Genomic DNA, 16,171 nt, shown 5'->3' on the forward strand with positions numbered 1-16,171 from the left:
TACCTGGGATTTGTACTCTCCGTGACAGAGTACGACCATGGTGTTCGGCCGCTCGCTCAGGGCCCGGATGACCATCGCGACGGTGGTGGTCTTCGGGGCCGTCGTTCTTCTGGGGATCCTGGCGATTTTGCTGACCTACCCCGTGCGGGCGCGGTCGGACCTCCTCCAGCAGGCTGACGACGCCAGCCGGCACCTGTCCACGAGCATCACCGAGCACCGGTTCAGCGGCCCCATCCCGCCCCTGAAGGGCGTCTACCTCCTCCAGGTCGTGAACTCCGGCGGCCACGTGCTGGCCGCGAGCACCGGGCTCGCCGGCCAGCCGGCGATCACCCGGGCCTGGCCCGAGCCGGGCGACCTGCGGGTTCAGACCCGGGTGTGTTCCGGCAGATGCATGGTCGTCGTGGGGACGAGCAACTCCGCCAGCGCGTACGGGCCCGTCATCGCCTACGCGGCCCTGCGGGAGCCGTTCCTGCTGAGCTCGCCGTTCCTGCCCCTGATACTGACCGCCTTCGGTGCGGTGCTGGTGGCGCTGACGGGATGGGGCGCCTGGTACGGGGTCGGCCGGGTGCTGGCCCCCGTGGAGCGGATCAGGGCAGGGCTGGAACGCATCAGCGCCCAGGACCTGAGCCGGCGCGTCGACGTGCCCGACACGCAGGACGAGGTCGCCGAGCTGGCCGCCACGGTCAACGCGACCCTGGAGCGGCTGGAGGGCGCCGTGGTCCGGCACCAGCGCTTCGTCTCCGACGCCTCCCACGAGCTGCGGACGCCGATCACCGGGCTCCTGGTGCGCCTGGAGGCGGGGCTCGCGGACCCGCACGAAGACGATTGGCGGGCGGCGATCAAGGACGCCGAGCGGCTGTCGGACATCGTCCACGACCTGCTCCTGATGGCCCGGCTGGACGCGGGGGTGCAGCCCGAGCAGGAGCGGATCGAGCTGGGGAAGCTGGTCGAGGAGGAGGTCGCGCGGCAGTCCTGCCGGCTGCCGCTGACCATGGACGTGGAGCCCGGACTCTTCGTCCGCGGCAACCGGCTCCGGCTCGCCCGGCTGCTGACGAACCTGATGTCCAACGCCGACCGGTACGGGGAATCCCGGGTGTGGGTCTCCGTGCGGGGGTGGGCGGACCAGGCCGTGGTGGAGGTGCTGGACGACGGCCCGGGGATCCCGGCGGAGATGCGGGACCAGGTGTTCGAGCGGTTCACCCGCCTCGATCACACCCGGTCGCGGGACACCGGGGGCACCGGGCTGGGGCTGCCGATCGCCCGCGACATCGCCAAGGCCCACGGCGGGACGCTGGAGATCGGGGACGGCCCCGGGGCCAGGATGATCCTGCGCCTGCCGCAGAGCCTGCCCGCCCCCGACGCGACGCGACTCTAGGACTTGCCGAGCTCGACGGTCTCGGCCACCTCGGCGTGCCGCCCGGCCTCCTCCTGGGTGAACCGCTCCGCGTCGAGCCTGTCGGCGATGTCCTCGTCCTGGCGCATCAGGGCGTCCAGGGACTGGCCCGCCATCTCCAGCACGCCCATCTCCGCGTACGCCTGCCGCAGCCGCGGGCTCCACAACCCGATGTCCTTGACGCACGGCACGATCCGGCTGAACAGCAGCGACCTGAACAGCCGCAGGTATTCGGAGTGGTCGGTGGCCTCCATGGCCTCGTCGACCTCGGCCTTCGACAGGCCCAGGTTCTCCCAGGTCTCCCGTCCGCGCAGCCGGTCGCGCATGAGGTAGCAGCCCTCGATGACGAAGTCCTCGCGCTCGCGCAGCTCGCTCTCCGACAGGTTCCGGTAGTGGTCGCGCAGCGCCATCCGGCCGAAGGCCACGTGCCTGGCCTCGTCCTGCATCACGTACGCGAGGATCTGCTTGGGCAGCGGCTTGGTCGTGATGTCGCGCATCACCCCGAACGCCGCCAGCGCCAATCCCTCGATGAGCACCTGCATGCCGAGGTAGGGCATGTCCCAGCGGGAGTCGCTCAGCGTGCTGTCGAGCAGGGCCTTGAGGTGCTGGTTGATCGGGTACGCCAGGCCCACCTTCTCCTGGAGGAAGCGCGCGTACGTCTCGGCGTGGCGCGCCTCGTCCATCGTCTGGGTGGCGGCGTAGAACTTCGAGTCGAGGTCGGGGACCGACTCCACGATCTTGGCCGAGCAGATCATCGCACCCTGCTCGCCGTGCAGGAACTGGGAGAACTGCCACGCCGCGCCGTGCCGCCGCACCTCGTTACGGGTCTGCTCGCTCATCCGCTCCCAGAGCGGGGTGCCGTGGATCGCGATGGTCTGGTCGGGGACGCCCAGGACGTCGTACGGATCGACCTCGAGGTCCCAGTCGATGCGCTTGGTCGAGTCCCACTGCTTGTCCTTGCCCTTCTGGTACAGGGCCAGCATGCGGTCCCGGCCGTCGTCGTACTCCCAGGTGAATCGGCTCGCCCCGGCCATCTCGACGTTCCACGTGGAGAGCTCGGCGGGGATGGTGTAGAGGTCGTGGGTCGACATGGAACCTCCCAAGGGGGTTACGTACACCGTACGTATGTCCGCCTTCCGAGAGTTCCACGTACACCGTACGTACGTCAATAGAATGAGGTATGCCTACGGAGCCCCTCTCGCGAGGCCGCATCGTCGCCACGGCCATCGACCTCATCGAGCGCGAGGGCGCCGACGCGGTCTCCATGCGGCGCATCGCGGCCGAGCTCGGCGTCGGTGTGATGTCCCTCTACAACCACGTGCCCAACAAGGACGCCCTGCTCAACGGGGTGGCCGAGGCGGTGCTGAGCGAGATCGAGTTCACCGACGACCCCGGCGCGCACTGGACCGAGCGGGTGCGCATGCAGGCTCGGGCGTTCCGCCAGATCGCCCATGACCACCCGCGCTCGACCATGGTGGTCGTCAGCCGCCAGCTCCACTCCACCGCCGGGCTGCTGCCGGTCGAGCGGGCGCTGGCCACGCTGCGCGGCGCCGGGTTCGACGGGGCGGACGCGGTCAGGATGCTGCGGATGTTCATCGCGTACATCGTGGGCTCGCTGCTGCGGGAGGTGGGGGTGACGCCCACGTTCGCGCCCGTCCACAACCGGCTCGTCAAGGCCGAGGGTGTCGATCCCGCGCTGTTCCCCGAGGTCCACTCACTGGCGCCGCTGCTGGATCAGTGCGATCACGAGGCGGAGTTCGAGTTCGGGCTGGAGCTGCTCATCCAGGCGATCGAGGTGCACGTGGCGCGCAGGGAGGGCACCCGGTGAGCCCCGGGTGCCCTCTCCCGCCTTCGGCTAGTACCAGTTGTGCGATCTCCAATGTCCCCAGGCGCCGCACGGCCTGCCGTACCTCCCCTTGATGTAGGACAGTCCCCACCGGATCTGCGTCTCCGGGTTGGACTTCCAGTCGCGGCCGGCGCCGCGCATCTTGCCCGCGGGCAGTGCCTGCGGGATGCCGTACGCGCCGGACGAGCGGTTGAGTGCGTGATGGTTCCAGTTGCTCTCCCTGGTCCAGAGACTGTCCAGGCAGCGGAACTCCTGCAGGTTCCACGACCGCTGGACCACCTGGCCCAGAGCGATCCTCTTGTTCTTGTTGGGCGTCGCCACCGCCACCTTGGGCTGCGCCTTCGTCGTCCAGGTCCCGATCCGCACCACGGGCGGGCGGTCGGCCCAGGCCGCGGGTGCCCCGATCGCGGTGAACGCGGTGAGCGCGGTGACGCTGATGAGCGCGCGTTTGCTGTCCAAATCGATCCTTGCTGTCGGGTCGCGTGCGGACAGGCGCACTTGCATCGGGCGCCCCTGCCGGTCCGCGTCCGTGGCTCGGACGCGGAGGGTCCGCGCGGCCCTCCGGGAATCTGGCACCGCCCGATCCCGCTGGGCGGCCCGAAGGGCGCCGCGACGTGTCCTCTAGCACGATTCCTATTACGTTCGGTCACCGCGGGCCGTCCATCTCGACGCGCGGTGGAGAGGTGTTTGCGCGAGCGTTGCGGATAAAAGTCCCTCTCGCAGGGCCGGCCTTGCCCGCCCCGCCGTCCGGCTGAACGGGCCTTGCCGCAAACCGCGACCAACTATGGGGTTTGGCCGGGTGCGACCCGCGGGTAAGCACGGCCTCCCACCGACGGGGGATCGGCGGTGGGGTGTCGCCGATCCCCCGTCGGGCCGTTACCGCTGGGCGGGTGACGTGGTCACGTATCGGGCCGTGTTCGCCTCGGCGTCCGTGTGTGACCGCTGGAAGCCCGCCTTCTCCAGGACCCTGATCGAGGCCGGGTTCGACAGTTCGACGCCGGCGCACACCGTGTGCACGCCCGGCGCCGTGAGGGCGAACTCCGTCAGCGCGCGCGCCGCCTCGGGAGCGTAGCCGCGGCCCCGGCGGGAGGCCACGATGCCGTACCCGATCTCCAGGGTGCCGTCGGCGGGCGGCCAGAACAGGCCGATGGAGCCGACCACGAGACCGCCGTCGCGCTCGATGATCTGGCGGTGGCCGTACTCGTCCAGCCACGCGGGGTGCTCGGCGAACAGGCCGGCGATGACGTGGTCACCCTCGGCGGGGAAGTCGTCGGCCCAGTGCGCGGATCGGGTGCCGTGCAGGACGGCGTCGGCTTCGCCGGAGGTCCAGGAACGCAGGACGAGGCGGTCGGTGGTCAGGTCGGCGCCGGCCACCGAGAAGAAAGAAGACACTTGTGACTCCAGGTCGTCGATACGACCGGACCGCGCTCTAGGCTCGCGCGGACCGGAGAAGGGCACGCTGATGACGACTGCCGACAGCCATATTCATCAACCTCCTTCGCTCCGGAGCGATCAGGCGCCTCTCGCGCCGCCGCGAGCTTAGCAGTCCCGTGACGGGGGAGGGCGCGAGACCGAATCACGTTCCGGAGGCGTAGGGTGCGGTTCATGAGCCTCACTGACATCCAGCTCCACACCCTCGACGACGCCCCCACCACCTTCGGGGAGCTGGCGGCCGGCAAGGCCGTCCTCGTCGTCAACGTGGCCTCGCGATGCGGCCTCACCCCGCAGTACGGCGCCCTGGTCAAGCTTCAGGAGCAGTACGGCCCGCGCGGCTTCACGGTGGTCGGCATGCCCTGCAACCAGTTCGCCGGCCAGGAGCCGGGCACGGCCGAGGAGATCCAGGCGTTCTGCTCGACGACGTACGGCGTGGACTTCCCGCTCCTGGAGAAGGCCGACGTCAACGGCCCCGACCGGCACCCGCTCTACGAGGAGCTGACGCGGACCGCCGACGAGCAGGGTGAGGCGGGCGACGTGCAGTGGAACTTCGAGAAGTTCCTGGTGGACCGGGAGGGCGCTGTCGTGGCCCGCTTCCGCCCCCGCACCACCCCGGACGACCCCGCGGTCACGTCCGCCATCGAGAAGCTCCTCTGAGCGGAAAATCCTTCGACGCCTCGCGAACGGGTCGGCGAGGATGATCGGATGATGTCCGAGACGAGGGTCGCCGTGGTGACCGGCGTGAGCAGGCGGATCGGGATCGGCTACGCCATCGCGCGCGAGTTGCTGGCGACGGGCGCGAAGGTGCTGGTGCAGTCGTGGACCCCGCACGACGCCGAGCAGCCGTGGGGCAGCGACCCCGCGGGCATGGACGGCGTGCTGGAGTCGCTGGGCGGCGTCGGCGACCGGCTGCACCACGTGGAGGCCGATTTCGCGGACCCGGCGGCGCCGGCGTGGGTGATGGAGCAGGCGGTCGGCAGGTTCGGGCACGTGGACGTGCTCGTGGCCAACCATGCCCGCAGCAACCGGCAGTCGCTGGCGGAGCTGACGGCCGCCGAGCTGGACCTGTCGTGGGCGGTGAACACCCGGGCCAGCGCGCTGCTGACGCAGGCGTTCGCGGCCCAGCACGACGACCGGCGGTCCGGCGGCAGGGTGATCATGTTCACCTCGGGCCAGCATCTGGCGCCGATGCCGGACGAGCTGCCGTACGCGATCAGCAAGGGCGCCATCCAGCAGATGACGCTGAGCCTGGCCGACGCGCTCGCGGACCGGGGCATCACCGTCAACACCGTCAATCCGGGCCCGGTCGACACGGGCTGGGCCGGCCCCGAGCTCGCGCGGCGGGTCGGCCGCTCGCTCCCGGCCGGACGCTGGGGGCGGCCGGAGGAGGTGGCCCGGGTGGTGCGCTGGCTCGCCTCGGACGAGGCCGCCTGGATCACCGGGCAGGTGATCAACTCCGAGGGAGGATTCCGCCGCTGGGTTCCGTAATCGTGTGATTCCGCTGCGTAACGGGTAGGGGTCCAGGCATTGGCCTGACGTCCCGCAGGGAGCACGCGATGACGATCAATCCGTACGCCGGCTCGCCCTTCAGCTATGCCACCGAGCCGGCCGTGGGACCGTACTCGATCGTGGAGCTGATGCCCGGCGTCCGGAACCTGCTGGACTACACCGGGCTCCAGGCGGGCGAGCGCGTGCTGCTGCTCATGGAGCACACCGTCGACCCCGTCGTCGTCCAGGCCATCGCGGCTGCCGTGGCCTACCGGGACGCCGACGTGCGCATCCTGTCCGTGCCGCCGTTCAGCCCCGGCGGGTGGGACAGGGAGGCGTCGCTGCACATCGAGACGGCCGCCTTCCGCGAGGCCGACCTGGTGATCAGCGGCACCTGGTGGGGCGAGGTGCACACGGCGCCGCTCTTCTTCGACCAGATCAAGTCACGCTCATCCCGCTTCCTGTCCCTGCACATGACGGCCACCGCGGGGGCGCTGCTCACCGGCGGGCGGCTGCCCGCCGAGGTCTTCTACGCGCTGCTGCGCCGGACGCTGGGGCAGATGGCGGGCGCCCGCTCGATCCGGGTGACGTCCGCGCGGGGGACGGACGTGACGTTCTCGGGCCTGGCGTTCGACCCGGACCCCGGCGCGATGCGGCCCGGGGACTGGCGGCCCTTCCCGTACGGGGGAGCCAACTTCTGGCCGGCCGACACCGAGGGCGTCCTCATGATCGAGGACAGCACGGTCACCGGCGTGCCGGAGGAGTCCCTGCGCATCACCCTGGAGGGCAATCTCGTACGCAAGATCGAGGGCGGTGTCGCGGCCGAGCAGCTGCGGCGTTACGCGCCCGGCGGCTTCTACATGCGCCACGGCCTGATCGGGCTCAACCCGAAGGTGCGGGTGGCCGGGGGGAACCAGTTCGAGCGGGAGAAGCACGCCGGGGCCTTCTACTGCGGCATCGACGGCCTGACCGACGGGCTGCCGGTCACGACGGGCCCGGGTTTCGCGCACTGCGACTGCCAGGTCGACCGGCCCACCGTGCTGGTGGACGGGGAGCTCTTCATCGAGAACGGGCGCCTGCTGATGCTGGACGAGCCGGAGATCAGGGAGGTCGCGGCGCGGTTCGGCCCGCCGGACGTGATCCTCGACGACAACCCGATCATGATCCTGCCCCGCCGCTACACAGGTGGTGCAGCCCGCTAGCGGTGGGGGCCGCAGCTGCCCCGGATGATGAGCTCCGTCGGCAGGACCACGCTGCGCGGCTTCCTGGTGCCGGCCCGGAGCACCAGCTCCGCCGCCCGGTAGCCCATGTCGCGGCCCGGCTGGGCGATCACCGTCAGGGGCGGGGAGCACAGCTCGGCCCAGGGGACGTCGTCGTACATCACCAGCGACACGTCCCTGGGCACCCGCAGGTCCAGCTCCCTGGCCGCCAGCACCGCCGCCTCGCCCAGCACGTTGCCGCCGGCGACCACGGCCGACAGGTCGGGGCGGCTCTGGAAGAGGCCCGAGGCGGCGGCGTAGGCGGAGTCGCGGCTGCCGGTGCCGAACACGACGAGCTCCTCGTCCACCGGCGCCCCCACGGCCTCCCTGAAGGCGTTCACCCGGCTCTCCTGGCCGGGGCCGCCGAGGAAGGCGATGCGCTTGTGGCCCAGGCCGCGCAGGTAGCGCACGGCCGTGCGGATGCCGGCCCGGTCGTCGGCCACCACGGCGGGGATGTCCAGCGGGCGGGCCGGTGCGGCGGCGGAGAGGCCGTCCAGGGCCATGAGGTCGGCCACGGCCGCCGCCCGCACGTCCTCGGGGGAGGACAGGAGCGGGAGGCGGTCGGCGAAGACCACCGTCATGCCCGCGCGGAGCACCGGGGACCAGGTGTCCGCGTCGCCCGACGGAACGGCGATCAGGCGGTCCACGCTCTGCTCCAGGAGCATGCCGATCAGGTCGGCCTCCTGCTCGGGGTCGCCGCCCGTGGAGCCGATCACGACGGGCTCGCCGGCCGAGCGGGCGCAGGCGAGCACGCCCTCGGAAAGCTGGCCGTAGAAGGTGTCGGTCAGGTCGGGGACGAGCAGGCCCATGCCGCCTGTGCGGCGTTGGCGCAGGTTGCGGCCCAGGGCGCTCGGGCGGTAGTCGAGCTGGGCGGCGACGGCCAGGACGCGCTCCCTGGTCGCCGCACTGGCCGAGCCGCCCGACAGTACTCTGGACACGGTAGCGACGCCCACACCGGCCGCCTCGGCCACATCCTTGATCGTCGCCCGCTTCTCCATGGAAACGATTCCATCATGGTTTCCGGAAAACGGGAAGACGCGCGTTCCCACAAGGGCTGGTCACACGGCAACCCTTGACACCGATGTCCGTTTCGGGTGAGATGCTTGAAAACGTATCCACGTGAGTGGGTCACGGTAACAACGTCCGGGCCACCGCCCTGGAGCGCGAAGGAATGTCATGGCATCCATCGTTCTGACGAACGTCGACAAGGTCTACGCCGGTGGCGTGAAGGCCGTGAACGGGCTCAACCTTGAGATCAAGGACGGCGAGTTCATGGTGCTCGTGGGCCCATCCGGTTGCGGTAAGTCGACCGCGCTCCGGATGATCGCGGGCCTCGAGGACATCAGCGGCGGCGAGATCGCCATCGGCGAGAAGGTGGTCAACCACCTGCCGCCCAAGGACCGCGACATCGCGATGGTCTTCCAGAACTACGCGCTCTACCCCCACATGACGGTCGAGGAGAACCTCGCCTTCGGCCTCAAGCTTCGCAAGATGCCCAAGGCGGAGATCCAGAAGCGGGTCAACGAGGCCGCCAAGATGCTCGGCCTCGAGACGTACCTCAAGCGCAAGCCGGCCGCCCTCTCCGGTGGTCAGCGCCAGCGTGTCGCCATGGGCCGCGCCATCGTGCGTGAGCCGCAGGCCTTCCTCATGGACGAGCCGCTGTCCAACCTGGACGCCAAGCTCCGCGTCTCCATGCGCGCCTCGCTCAACCAGATGCACGAGCGCCTCGGCGTCACCACCGTGTACGTCACCCACGACCAGGTCGAGGCCATGACCCTCGGCGACCGCGTCTGCGTCCTGCGCGACGGTCTGCTCCAGCAGGTCGACACCCCGCAGAACCTGTTCGACAAGCCGGTCAACCTGTTCGTCGCCGGCTTCATGGGCTCGCCCTCGATGAACTTCGCCACCGCCGAGCTCGTCCGCGACGGCGGCGACGCCGCCGTCACCTTCGCCGACATCAAGCTGTCGATCCCCGACTCGACCTTCACCGACAAGCCGGGCCTCGACCAGTACGTCGGCAAGAAGATCATCCTCGGCATCCGCCCCTCCGACTTCGAGGACGCGGCCTCGGCCGGCAACCACGCCAACGGCTGGGCCACGCTGCCGGTCAAGGCGGAGGTCACCGAGGAGCTGGGCTCCGAGATCAACGTGCTGTTCCTGATCGACGCCCCGCCGGTCGAGCACAAGGACACCGTCGCCGCCGCCGACGCGGGTGACGACGAAGAGGCCGCGCTGCCGCTGTCGGGCGACAAGTCCCTGTGGACCGCCCGCGTCAACGCCCGCAGCCACGCCCGTCCCGGCCAGAACATCGACCTGGTCCTCGACACGCACAACCTGCACTTCTTCGACCCCGAGAGCGGCCTGTCGATCGGCCACGAGGCCAACCGCTAGCCGACTCCTGCATTCCCGGCCGTGAGCCCCGCTCACGACCGCTCGGGCCCCCACCGCGACCCCCTCCCGCGGCGGGGGCCCGTTCCATTGGTCCCCATACGAGGTACGGGGTCAGCGGCCGATGCTCGACGAGACGCGGGCCTGCAGGCCGCGTGGCACGAGTCTGCCGATCGCGACGATGGCCTTGTAACGCAGGTCCGGCACGCTCACCCGCTTGCCCAGCGCCAGGTCGCGCATGGTCTCCCGCACCACGTCGTCGGCCTTCAGCCACAGGAACCCGGGGATCCCCGAGGTGTCCATCGAGGCCCGCTGGTGGAACTCGGTCCGCACGAAACCGGGGCAGAGCGCCATGATCTTGATGCGCGGGTTGCGCACGTCGCTCGCGGCGGACTCGCTGAAGTTCACCACCCACGCCTTGGACGCGCTGTACGTGCCCCGCGGGAAGAACGCCGCCACCGAGGCCACGTTGACGATCGCGCCCCGGTCGCGCTCCCGCATGCCGGGCAGCGCGGCCAGCGTCAGCCTCAGCACGGCCTCGCAGTGCACCTTGAGCATGCGCAGCTCGTCCTCGACCGGCACCTCCAGGAACCGGCCCGGGTGGCCGAACCCGGCGTTGTTGACCAGCAGGTCGACGCCGTCGGCGACCCGGGACTCCACTCTGGCCAGCCCCTCCTCGGTGGCGAGGTCGGCGGGCAGCACCTCGGCGCCGACGCCGTACCTGAGCTTGAGCTGGTCAGCGCTCTCGGAGAGCCGTCGCTCGTCGCGGGACACCAGGACGAGCGAGAAGCCGTCGGCGGCCAGGCGCCGGGCGAAGGCGGCGCCGAGGCCGGAGGTCGCGCCGGTGATCAATGCGGTAGGCATACCTGAACCCTAATGCCGTGCGAGGATGGGCCCCGTGCGACTCGTGGCGGCCTCGACGGCCCTCGTCCTCGTGACCCTCGCCGCGTGCGCGCAGGGGCCCGCGCCGGCCCCGCTCGACCCCGTGGAGAGCGCCGCCCCGACGCCGGAGCCCACCGATACGGAGTCTCTGGAGCACGGGGAGTTACGCTTCAGGCAGATCGCCAAGCTGGAGCAGCCGGTGGCGTTCGCCGTGCGCAAGGGCGACGACCGTCTCTATGTCGCCGAGCAGACCGGCAGGCTGCGCACCTCCGGCGGAGACGTCGTGATCGACCTGTCCCGCGAGGTGAGCGGCGGCAACGAGCAGGGCCTGCTCGGCGTCGCCTTCCACCCCTCCGGCCGCTGGGTCTACCTCGACTGGACCGACGCGCGGGGCGACACCCACGTCACCGAATGGGCCTTCGACGGCTCCAGGGCCACGGCCAGGCGCGACGTGCTCACCCAGGACCAGCCCTATCCCAACCACAACGGCGGCCAGCTCGCCTTCGGTCCCGACGGCTACCTGTACATCGCGCTCGGCGACGGCGGCAGCGCCGGCGACCCCCAGGGCAACGGCCAGGACCTGACGACCCTGCTCGGCAAGATCCTGCGCATCGACCCGCGCGGCGGCCGGCCGTACAAGGTCCCGGAGGACAACCCCTTCGCCGACCAGAAAGGCGCAAAGCCCGAAATATGGGCTTACGGGCTTCGTAATCCCTGGCGGTTCGGCTTCGACCGGGGCACGGGAGACCTGTGGATCGGCGACGTCGGGCAGAACGCCTGGGAGGAGGTCGACCACCAGCCGGCCGGGTCGCGGGGCGGCGAGAACTACGGCTGGAACGCCCGCGAGGGCAAGAGCCGCTTCCGGGGCGCGAAGGGCCGCGACATGGTCGACCCGGTGATCACGTATCCCCTGGGCGAGGGTGGAAACTGCTCCGTCATCGCCGGATACGTCTACCGCGGCGAGAAGATCCCCTGGCTGCGGGGCCGGTTCCTGTACGGCGACTTCTGCGCCGGCTGGATCAAGGCCGCGCCGGCCGATGCGCCGCAGGACGGCGCCGAGGTCGGGAAGGTCGAGCAGCTCTCGTCGTTCGGCGAGGGGCATGACGGCGAGCTGTACGCGCTCAGCCTGCGTGGTCCGATCTACCGGATCGAGCCTGCCTGACCCGCTCGATCAGCCCCTCGACCTGGTCGTTCAGCTTGCTGCCCCGGGCCCAGCCCGCGTAGAGGGTGAGGAAGACGACCACCTCGCGCAACTCGGTCTCGGTGAGCTCGCACGAGCGCAGCGCGGTGTCGAGCTGGACGTCCGTCTGCTCGTGGAGCCCCTGGCCGACGAGCAGCCCGAGAAGGAGCAGGCGGCGCTCCCGCACCGACAGGACCGTCCTCGACCAGACTTCGGCGAACTGCCGTTCCGCCGTCATGCCGAAGGAGTCGACGGTCTCCATTGCGGGTTCTGACATTGTGCGCTCCCGGGGCGGTCGGAAGGGATCCTCATATCTTTCGCTACTTCCCCAGATGAACCAATGGGGGTTGCATGAACGTTGTAGCCACCTGAACCGCCCCCCAGGGTGACCCGCCACGGAGCGCTACGGAACGTGCACAAAGCCTTAATTGATCTGTAACAAGTAAAGCCAAGGCACGGCCAAGATTTGGTCAAGATTTTTCCCTCCGCTTCGGGCTCATTGTGTCGGAAAGCGGGCACAACAACTCCGTTGGTCCGTAAAGCGGAGGTAAGCCCTGGTGAAAAAGGCACGGGGTTTGATCGCGGTAACGGTCGCGATCCTGATGCTGTCCGCGTGCGCCGGACAGCCCGAATTCCATTACGTACGCGACTCGGCGGGCACGACCTACTTCAAGGTGCCGTCCTCGTTCACGCAGCTCAACGCCGACCCCATTGAGCTGTACCTGTCCGGAGACCAGCCGAACTCGGTGGCGGCCCTCCTCCGGGCCCAGCGGGTGTGGTCGACCGCCTTCGACCAGTCCGCGGAGCCGTCGGTCAACCACCTGCTGGGCTCGACGGAGCCGTTCGTCTACGCCACCGTGCACCAGCTCACGGAGGAGCAGCGGGACGCGATCTCACTGAACCGGCTGCGCGACTTCGTGCTGCCGGTGACCTCGCAGATGCGCGAGCTCTACGCGCAGCAGGCCATGGCGACGGGGCAGCCGTCGATGTTCAAGAATTTCGTCCTCCTCAACGACGAGGTCACGACGATGGACAACGGCGCGAGGGGAGTCCGGGTCCGCTTCGAATACCAGATCGGCGAGGACGTCCAGACGTTCGACCAGACCGCCATCCTCGACGAGAAGGGCGCCACGGTCTCCGTCATGCTCATCGGCTGCCAATCCGTCTGTTTCCGGAAGCGCGCCGCCGAGTTCGACAAGATCGAGAGTACGTTCAAGCTGCTCCGGCTGCCTGGATGAGGGAGCACCATTGACCACGACCAATCACCATGAAGGGCTGCGTGCCCCCGGCAGCGGGCCCTCCGACCCCGAATCCGTGACCAGAAAGAAGATGCAGTTCTGGGACCGGAGCAAATTCCTCATCGCCCTGGTGGTGGCCTACCTCATCCTCACGTGGAAGGTGATGGCCGACTGGCAGGGCGTCGTCCTGTTCCCCGAGGCCGCCCAGAGGATCGCGTACGAATACCCATGGATCTTCTGGCTGCTCGGCGTCGAGGTCGCGCGGCAACTCCACTTCCTGGTCAGCGAGCACTGGTCGGCCTACCACCGCTTCTGGAGCCACCGGGTGTTCGGCGGCTTCGAGCGCTGGACGCACCGGCGCTTCGACGACTGGACGAGGTACCGGCTCTCGCGGGCGCTCAAGGTCGCCTTCTTCGTGGTGCTGACGGCCCTGGTGCTGGGGGCGGTGCTGGACGTCAGCCCGTTCATGGCGGTGATGCAGGCGCCGGCGCTGCTCTGGAACGCGATGCCGTTCCTGATCCAGATCGTCTTCCTGTTCTTCGTGGTCATCATCCAGTTCGTGGGCCTGTTCTGGTTCCTGTCCAGGGGCGGCGTGGAGACGTACTTCCCCGACGACATCAAGACCCGCTTCCACGACGTGTGGGGCCAGGACCACGTGGTCGAGCGCGTCCGGGAGAACATCGTCTTCCTCGAGCGCCCCGACGAGATCGAGCGGCGCGGCGGGTACGTCCCCAGCGGCCTGCTGCTGTGGGGGCCGCCGGGCACCGGCAAGACCCTCATGGCCGAGGCCGTCGCGGGTGAGACCGGCAAGCCGTACGTGTTCGTGGATCCGGGCGCGTTCACGAACATGTTCATGGGCGTCGGCATCCTCAAGGTCAAGGGGCTGTTCAGGAAGCTGCGCAAGCTGGCGCTCCGGTACGGCGGCGTGATCGTCTTCTTCGACGAGGCCGACTCGCTCGGCAAGCGCGGCCGCCTCGCCCAGCAGGGCCCGCCCGGACAGGGCGGCTTCTCCGGCCTGTCCGGCGTCAACGGCTGCCACGGGCTCAACTACCTGTCCGAGGAGACCCGCCAGGTGCTGGCCTTCCGGGCCGGGCGCGAGTCGCCCGACGAGCCGGGGCGGCGCAACCGCTTCTTCATGGGCGGCGGCATGAACGGCTCGGGCGACCCGGGCACGCTGCAGGCGCTGCTCACCGAGCTGTCCGGGCTCAAGAAGCCGCGCGGGTTCTTCAACCGGCTCGTCCGCCGGCTGCTCGGCATGCGGCCCAAGCCGCCGCCCAAGTACCGCATCCTCGTCATGATGGCCACGAACCGGCCCGACGCGCTCGACGAGGCGCTGCTGCGGCCGGGCCGCATCGACCGCATCTACAAGGTCGGCTACCCGTCCAAGGCCGGGCGGGTCCGCACGTACCAGGGCTATTTCGACAAGGTGTGGCACGAGCTCACCCCGGAGCAGATCGACAAGCTGGCCACGATCACCCCGTACGCCACCGGCGCCACGATCAAGGACCTGGTCAACGAGTCGCTGATCACCGCCATCAGGGACAGCCGCGAGATCATCACCTGGTCGGACGTGCTGCGGGCCAAGCGGCTCAAGCAGCTCGGCCCGCCCGAGGACGTCGAGTACATCGAGCGCGAGCGGCACGCCGTGGCCGTGCACGAGGCCTGCCACGCCGTCGTGGCGTACGTGACCCGCTTCCACCTCGAGATCGACATCGCCACCATCGAGAAGGGCGCCGACTACCTGGGCATGGTCGCCTCGATCAAGCCCGAGGACCAGTTCACCCGGTGGAAGTCCGAGCACGAGGCCGACATCATGGTCTCCCTGGCCTCGCTGGCCGGCGAGCGGATGTTCTTCGGCGAGGACAACTCCTCCGGCGTCTCCGGCGACCTGTACTCGGCCACGTACCTGACCGCCATGATGGAGTCGTACTGGGGGATGGGCTCCGGCGTCACCTCGCTGCCGGCCCTCCAGGAGCTGGAGATCATGGGCGGCAAGGCCATGCGCAAGGCCCGTCCGGGCGCCGGCGGCGCGATCGGCATCACCGAGCGGGAGCCCGCCAGGAACCAGCCCGACCTGACCCCCGACGTGCTGGGGGAGCGGATCGAGTTCAACCTGGTGCGGCTGCTGGAGAAGACCGAGGAGCTGCTGCAGGAGCACCGCAGGGAGGTGCTCTGCGTGGCGCACGCGCTGGAGACGCACAAGACGCTCAACGGCGACGACGTGGTGGCCATCATCCGCCGGGAGCCCGGGCCGCTCATCGACGGCACGATCTACGCCTCCGACGAGCTCTGCCAGGAGCTGGAGGACTACCACCGCGACGCGGCCAGGGCCCACAAGGAGCACAGCCACATCGAGCGGGACCTTCCCGGGCCGGTGGAGGAGCCGGTCGAGCTGCAGCCGGTCGCCTACGGCGGTCCCGGCGTGCCGGCCGTCCAGCCGGCAGCTCTGGCGGCGCAGCCCTCGGTGATCCAGGCTCCGCCCCTCATCACGCACGAGGTGAACGGAGAGGCGGCCGAACGCCCCGAGTTCGTGCCGTGGGCGGCGGCCTCGCCGCCTCCCACACCTGTGCCCGTCGTGGTGGGGACACCGGCCGCCGCCGCGGTCCCGCCGCCGGCGCCGCGGCGCGCGGGCCGGGTCTGGCTGGTCGTCGCCAGCCTGCTCGGGCTCGTGGCACTGTCCATCATCGCGGCGCTCGCGGTGACGGGCACGGTGGCGGGCCTCGGCACGAACGCGGCCACCTCGACCGTGGCCTCGCCGGGGTTGCTGCTCCTGCTGTTCGTCGTGGTGGTCGCGGTGATCGTGGGCGCCGGGCTCGCGCTCGTCGCGATCAAGGGGGTACGCGCCGCGCAGGCCAAGGCCGAACGCGAACGCGACCAGGCCCACGCCCGCGCCCAGCTCCTGGCGGCGGCGATGGATCCCGACACGGCGATGCGGCTGCTCGGCTACGACGGGAACGGAACGGAAGGCCGTACCTGACACGACGGTTCTGACGGCATGGCGTGGTGCCCCCGGCGCCACGCCATGCGGCGTCGCATCCTTTACCTTTTCGCGGCCCGATTAAC

Annotated in this window: 15 protein-coding genes; 9 read left to right on the forward strand and 6 right to left on the reverse strand. The window is 69.9% G+C overall.

What is annotated here, in order from left to right:
• Window positions 1-37 precede the first annotated feature (37 nt).
• Window positions 38-1,375, forward strand: coding sequence for a sensor histidine kinase (locus ACWDX9_RS11535; protein ID WP_449951966.1), 1,338 nt, complete (start codon window positions 38-40; stop codon window positions 1,373-1,375).
• Here ACWDX9_RS11535 and ACWDX9_RS11540 read toward each other — a convergent pair.
• On the reverse strand, window positions 1,372-2,484 hold the full coding sequence (locus ACWDX9_RS11540) for a ferritin-like domain-containing protein (RefSeq protein ID WP_449951969.1): 1,113 nt from the start codon (window positions 2,482-2,484) through the stop codon (window positions 1,372-1,374). The genes ACWDX9_RS11535 and ACWDX9_RS11540 overlap by 4 nt on opposite strands.
• Window positions 2,485-2,573: 89 nt before the next feature.
• Between ACWDX9_RS11540 and ACWDX9_RS11545 the strand changes: the two genes are divergently transcribed.
• A complete protein-coding gene (locus ACWDX9_RS11545; protein WP_350722440.1) occupies window positions 2,574-3,221 on the forward strand; it encodes a TetR/AcrR family transcriptional regulator in 648 nt (215 codons plus the stop codon).
• 27 nt (window positions 3,222-3,248) lie between these two features.
• On the opposite strand, the gene ACWDX9_RS11550 is transcribed toward ACWDX9_RS11545, so the two are convergent.
• Both ACWDX9_RS11550 and ACWDX9_RS11555 read right to left on the reverse strand, forming a co-directional pair.
• The gene (locus tag ACWDX9_RS11550; RefSeq protein WP_364239343.1) at window positions 3,249-3,698 is read right to left on the reverse strand and encodes an aggregation-promoting factor C-terminal-like domain-containing protein; all 450 of its coding nucleotides are present in this window, start codon (window positions 3,696-3,698) and stop codon (window positions 3,249-3,251) included.
• 417 nt (window positions 3,699-4,115) lie between these two features.
• The gene (locus tag ACWDX9_RS11555) at window positions 4,116-4,631 is read right to left on the reverse strand and encodes a GNAT family N-acetyltransferase (RefSeq protein ID WP_449951974.1); all 516 of its coding nucleotides are present in this window, start codon (window positions 4,629-4,631) and stop codon (window positions 4,116-4,118) included.
• A 213-nt stretch (window positions 4,632-4,844) separates the two neighbouring features.
• Here ACWDX9_RS11555 and ACWDX9_RS11560 point away from each other — a divergent pair, with 213 nt between their 5' ends.
• The 3 genes from ACWDX9_RS11560 (at window position 4,845) to ACWDX9_RS11570 (ending at window position 7,363) form a co-directional block, all read left to right on the forward strand.
• Window positions 4,845-5,330 carry a glutathione peroxidase gene (locus tag ACWDX9_RS11560; RefSeq protein ID WP_350722434.1) on the forward strand — a complete coding sequence of 162 codons (486 nt, stop codon included), beginning with the start codon at window positions 4,845-4,847 and terminating at the stop codon, window positions 5,328-5,330.
• 48 nt (window positions 5,331-5,378) lie between these two features.
• Window positions 5,379-6,161: an SDR family oxidoreductase gene (locus ACWDX9_RS11565; protein ID WP_449951977.1), complete on the forward strand. Its 783-nt coding sequence runs from the start codon at window positions 5,379-5,381 to the stop codon at window positions 6,159-6,161.
• Window positions 6,162-6,229: 68 nt separating this feature from the next.
• Window positions 6,230-7,363 carry a hypothetical protein gene (locus tag ACWDX9_RS11570; protein ID WP_449951980.1) on the forward strand — a complete coding sequence of 378 codons (1,134 nt, stop codon included), beginning with the start codon at window positions 6,230-6,232 and terminating at the stop codon, window positions 7,361-7,363.
• Here ACWDX9_RS11570 and ACWDX9_RS11575 read toward each other — a convergent pair.
• Complete coding sequence (locus ACWDX9_RS11575) at window positions 7,360-8,418, reverse strand: LacI family DNA-binding transcriptional regulator (RefSeq protein ID WP_449951983.1); 1,059 nt, start codon at window positions 8,416-8,418, stop codon at window positions 7,360-7,362. The two genes, ACWDX9_RS11570 and ACWDX9_RS11575, sit on opposite strands and share 4 nt — an antisense overlap.
• Before the next feature lie 178 nt (window positions 8,419-8,596).
• Here ACWDX9_RS11575 and ACWDX9_RS11580 point away from each other — a divergent pair, with 178 nt between their 5' ends.
• On the forward strand, window positions 8,597-9,811 hold the full coding sequence (locus ACWDX9_RS11580) for an ABC transporter ATP-binding protein (protein WP_449951985.1): 1,215 nt from the start codon (window positions 8,597-8,599) through the stop codon (window positions 9,809-9,811).
• A gap of 111 nt (window positions 9,812-9,922) precedes the next feature.
• On the opposite strand, the gene ACWDX9_RS11585 is transcribed toward ACWDX9_RS11580, so the two are convergent.
• Window positions 9,923-10,672, reverse strand: coding sequence for an SDR family NAD(P)-dependent oxidoreductase (locus ACWDX9_RS11585; RefSeq protein WP_449951988.1), 750 nt, complete (start codon window positions 10,670-10,672; stop codon window positions 9,923-9,925).
• Window positions 10,673-10,697: 25 nt separating this feature from the next.
• On the opposite strand from ACWDX9_RS11585, the gene ACWDX9_RS11590 reads away from it, so the two are divergent.
• Complete coding sequence (locus ACWDX9_RS11590) at window positions 10,698-11,852, forward strand: PQQ-dependent sugar dehydrogenase (RefSeq protein ID WP_449951991.1); 1,155 nt, start codon at window positions 10,698-10,700, stop codon at window positions 11,850-11,852.
• Here the strand turns inward: ACWDX9_RS11590 and ACWDX9_RS11595 are convergent.
• The gene (locus ACWDX9_RS11595; RefSeq protein ID WP_449891434.1) at window positions 11,812-12,147 is read right to left on the reverse strand and encodes a carboxymuconolactone decarboxylase family protein; all 336 of its coding nucleotides are present in this window, start codon (window positions 12,145-12,147) and stop codon (window positions 11,812-11,814) included. The two genes, ACWDX9_RS11590 and ACWDX9_RS11595, sit on opposite strands and share 41 nt — an antisense overlap.
• Window positions 12,148-12,445: 298 nt before the next feature.
• Between ACWDX9_RS11595 and ACWDX9_RS11600 the strand changes: the two genes are divergently transcribed.
• A complete protein-coding gene (locus ACWDX9_RS11600; protein ID WP_364239328.1) occupies window positions 12,446-13,108 on the forward strand; it encodes a hypothetical protein in 663 nt (220 codons plus the stop codon).
• A 10-nt stretch (window positions 13,109-13,118) separates the two neighbouring features.
• Entirely contained in the window at window positions 13,119-16,085 is a 2,967-nt protein-coding gene (locus tag ACWDX9_RS11605; protein WP_449951995.1) for an AAA family ATPase, read from the forward strand.
• Window positions 16,086-16,171 lie beyond the last annotated feature (86 nt).

This window comes from Nonomuraea sp. NPDC003201, assembly GCF_053590415.1.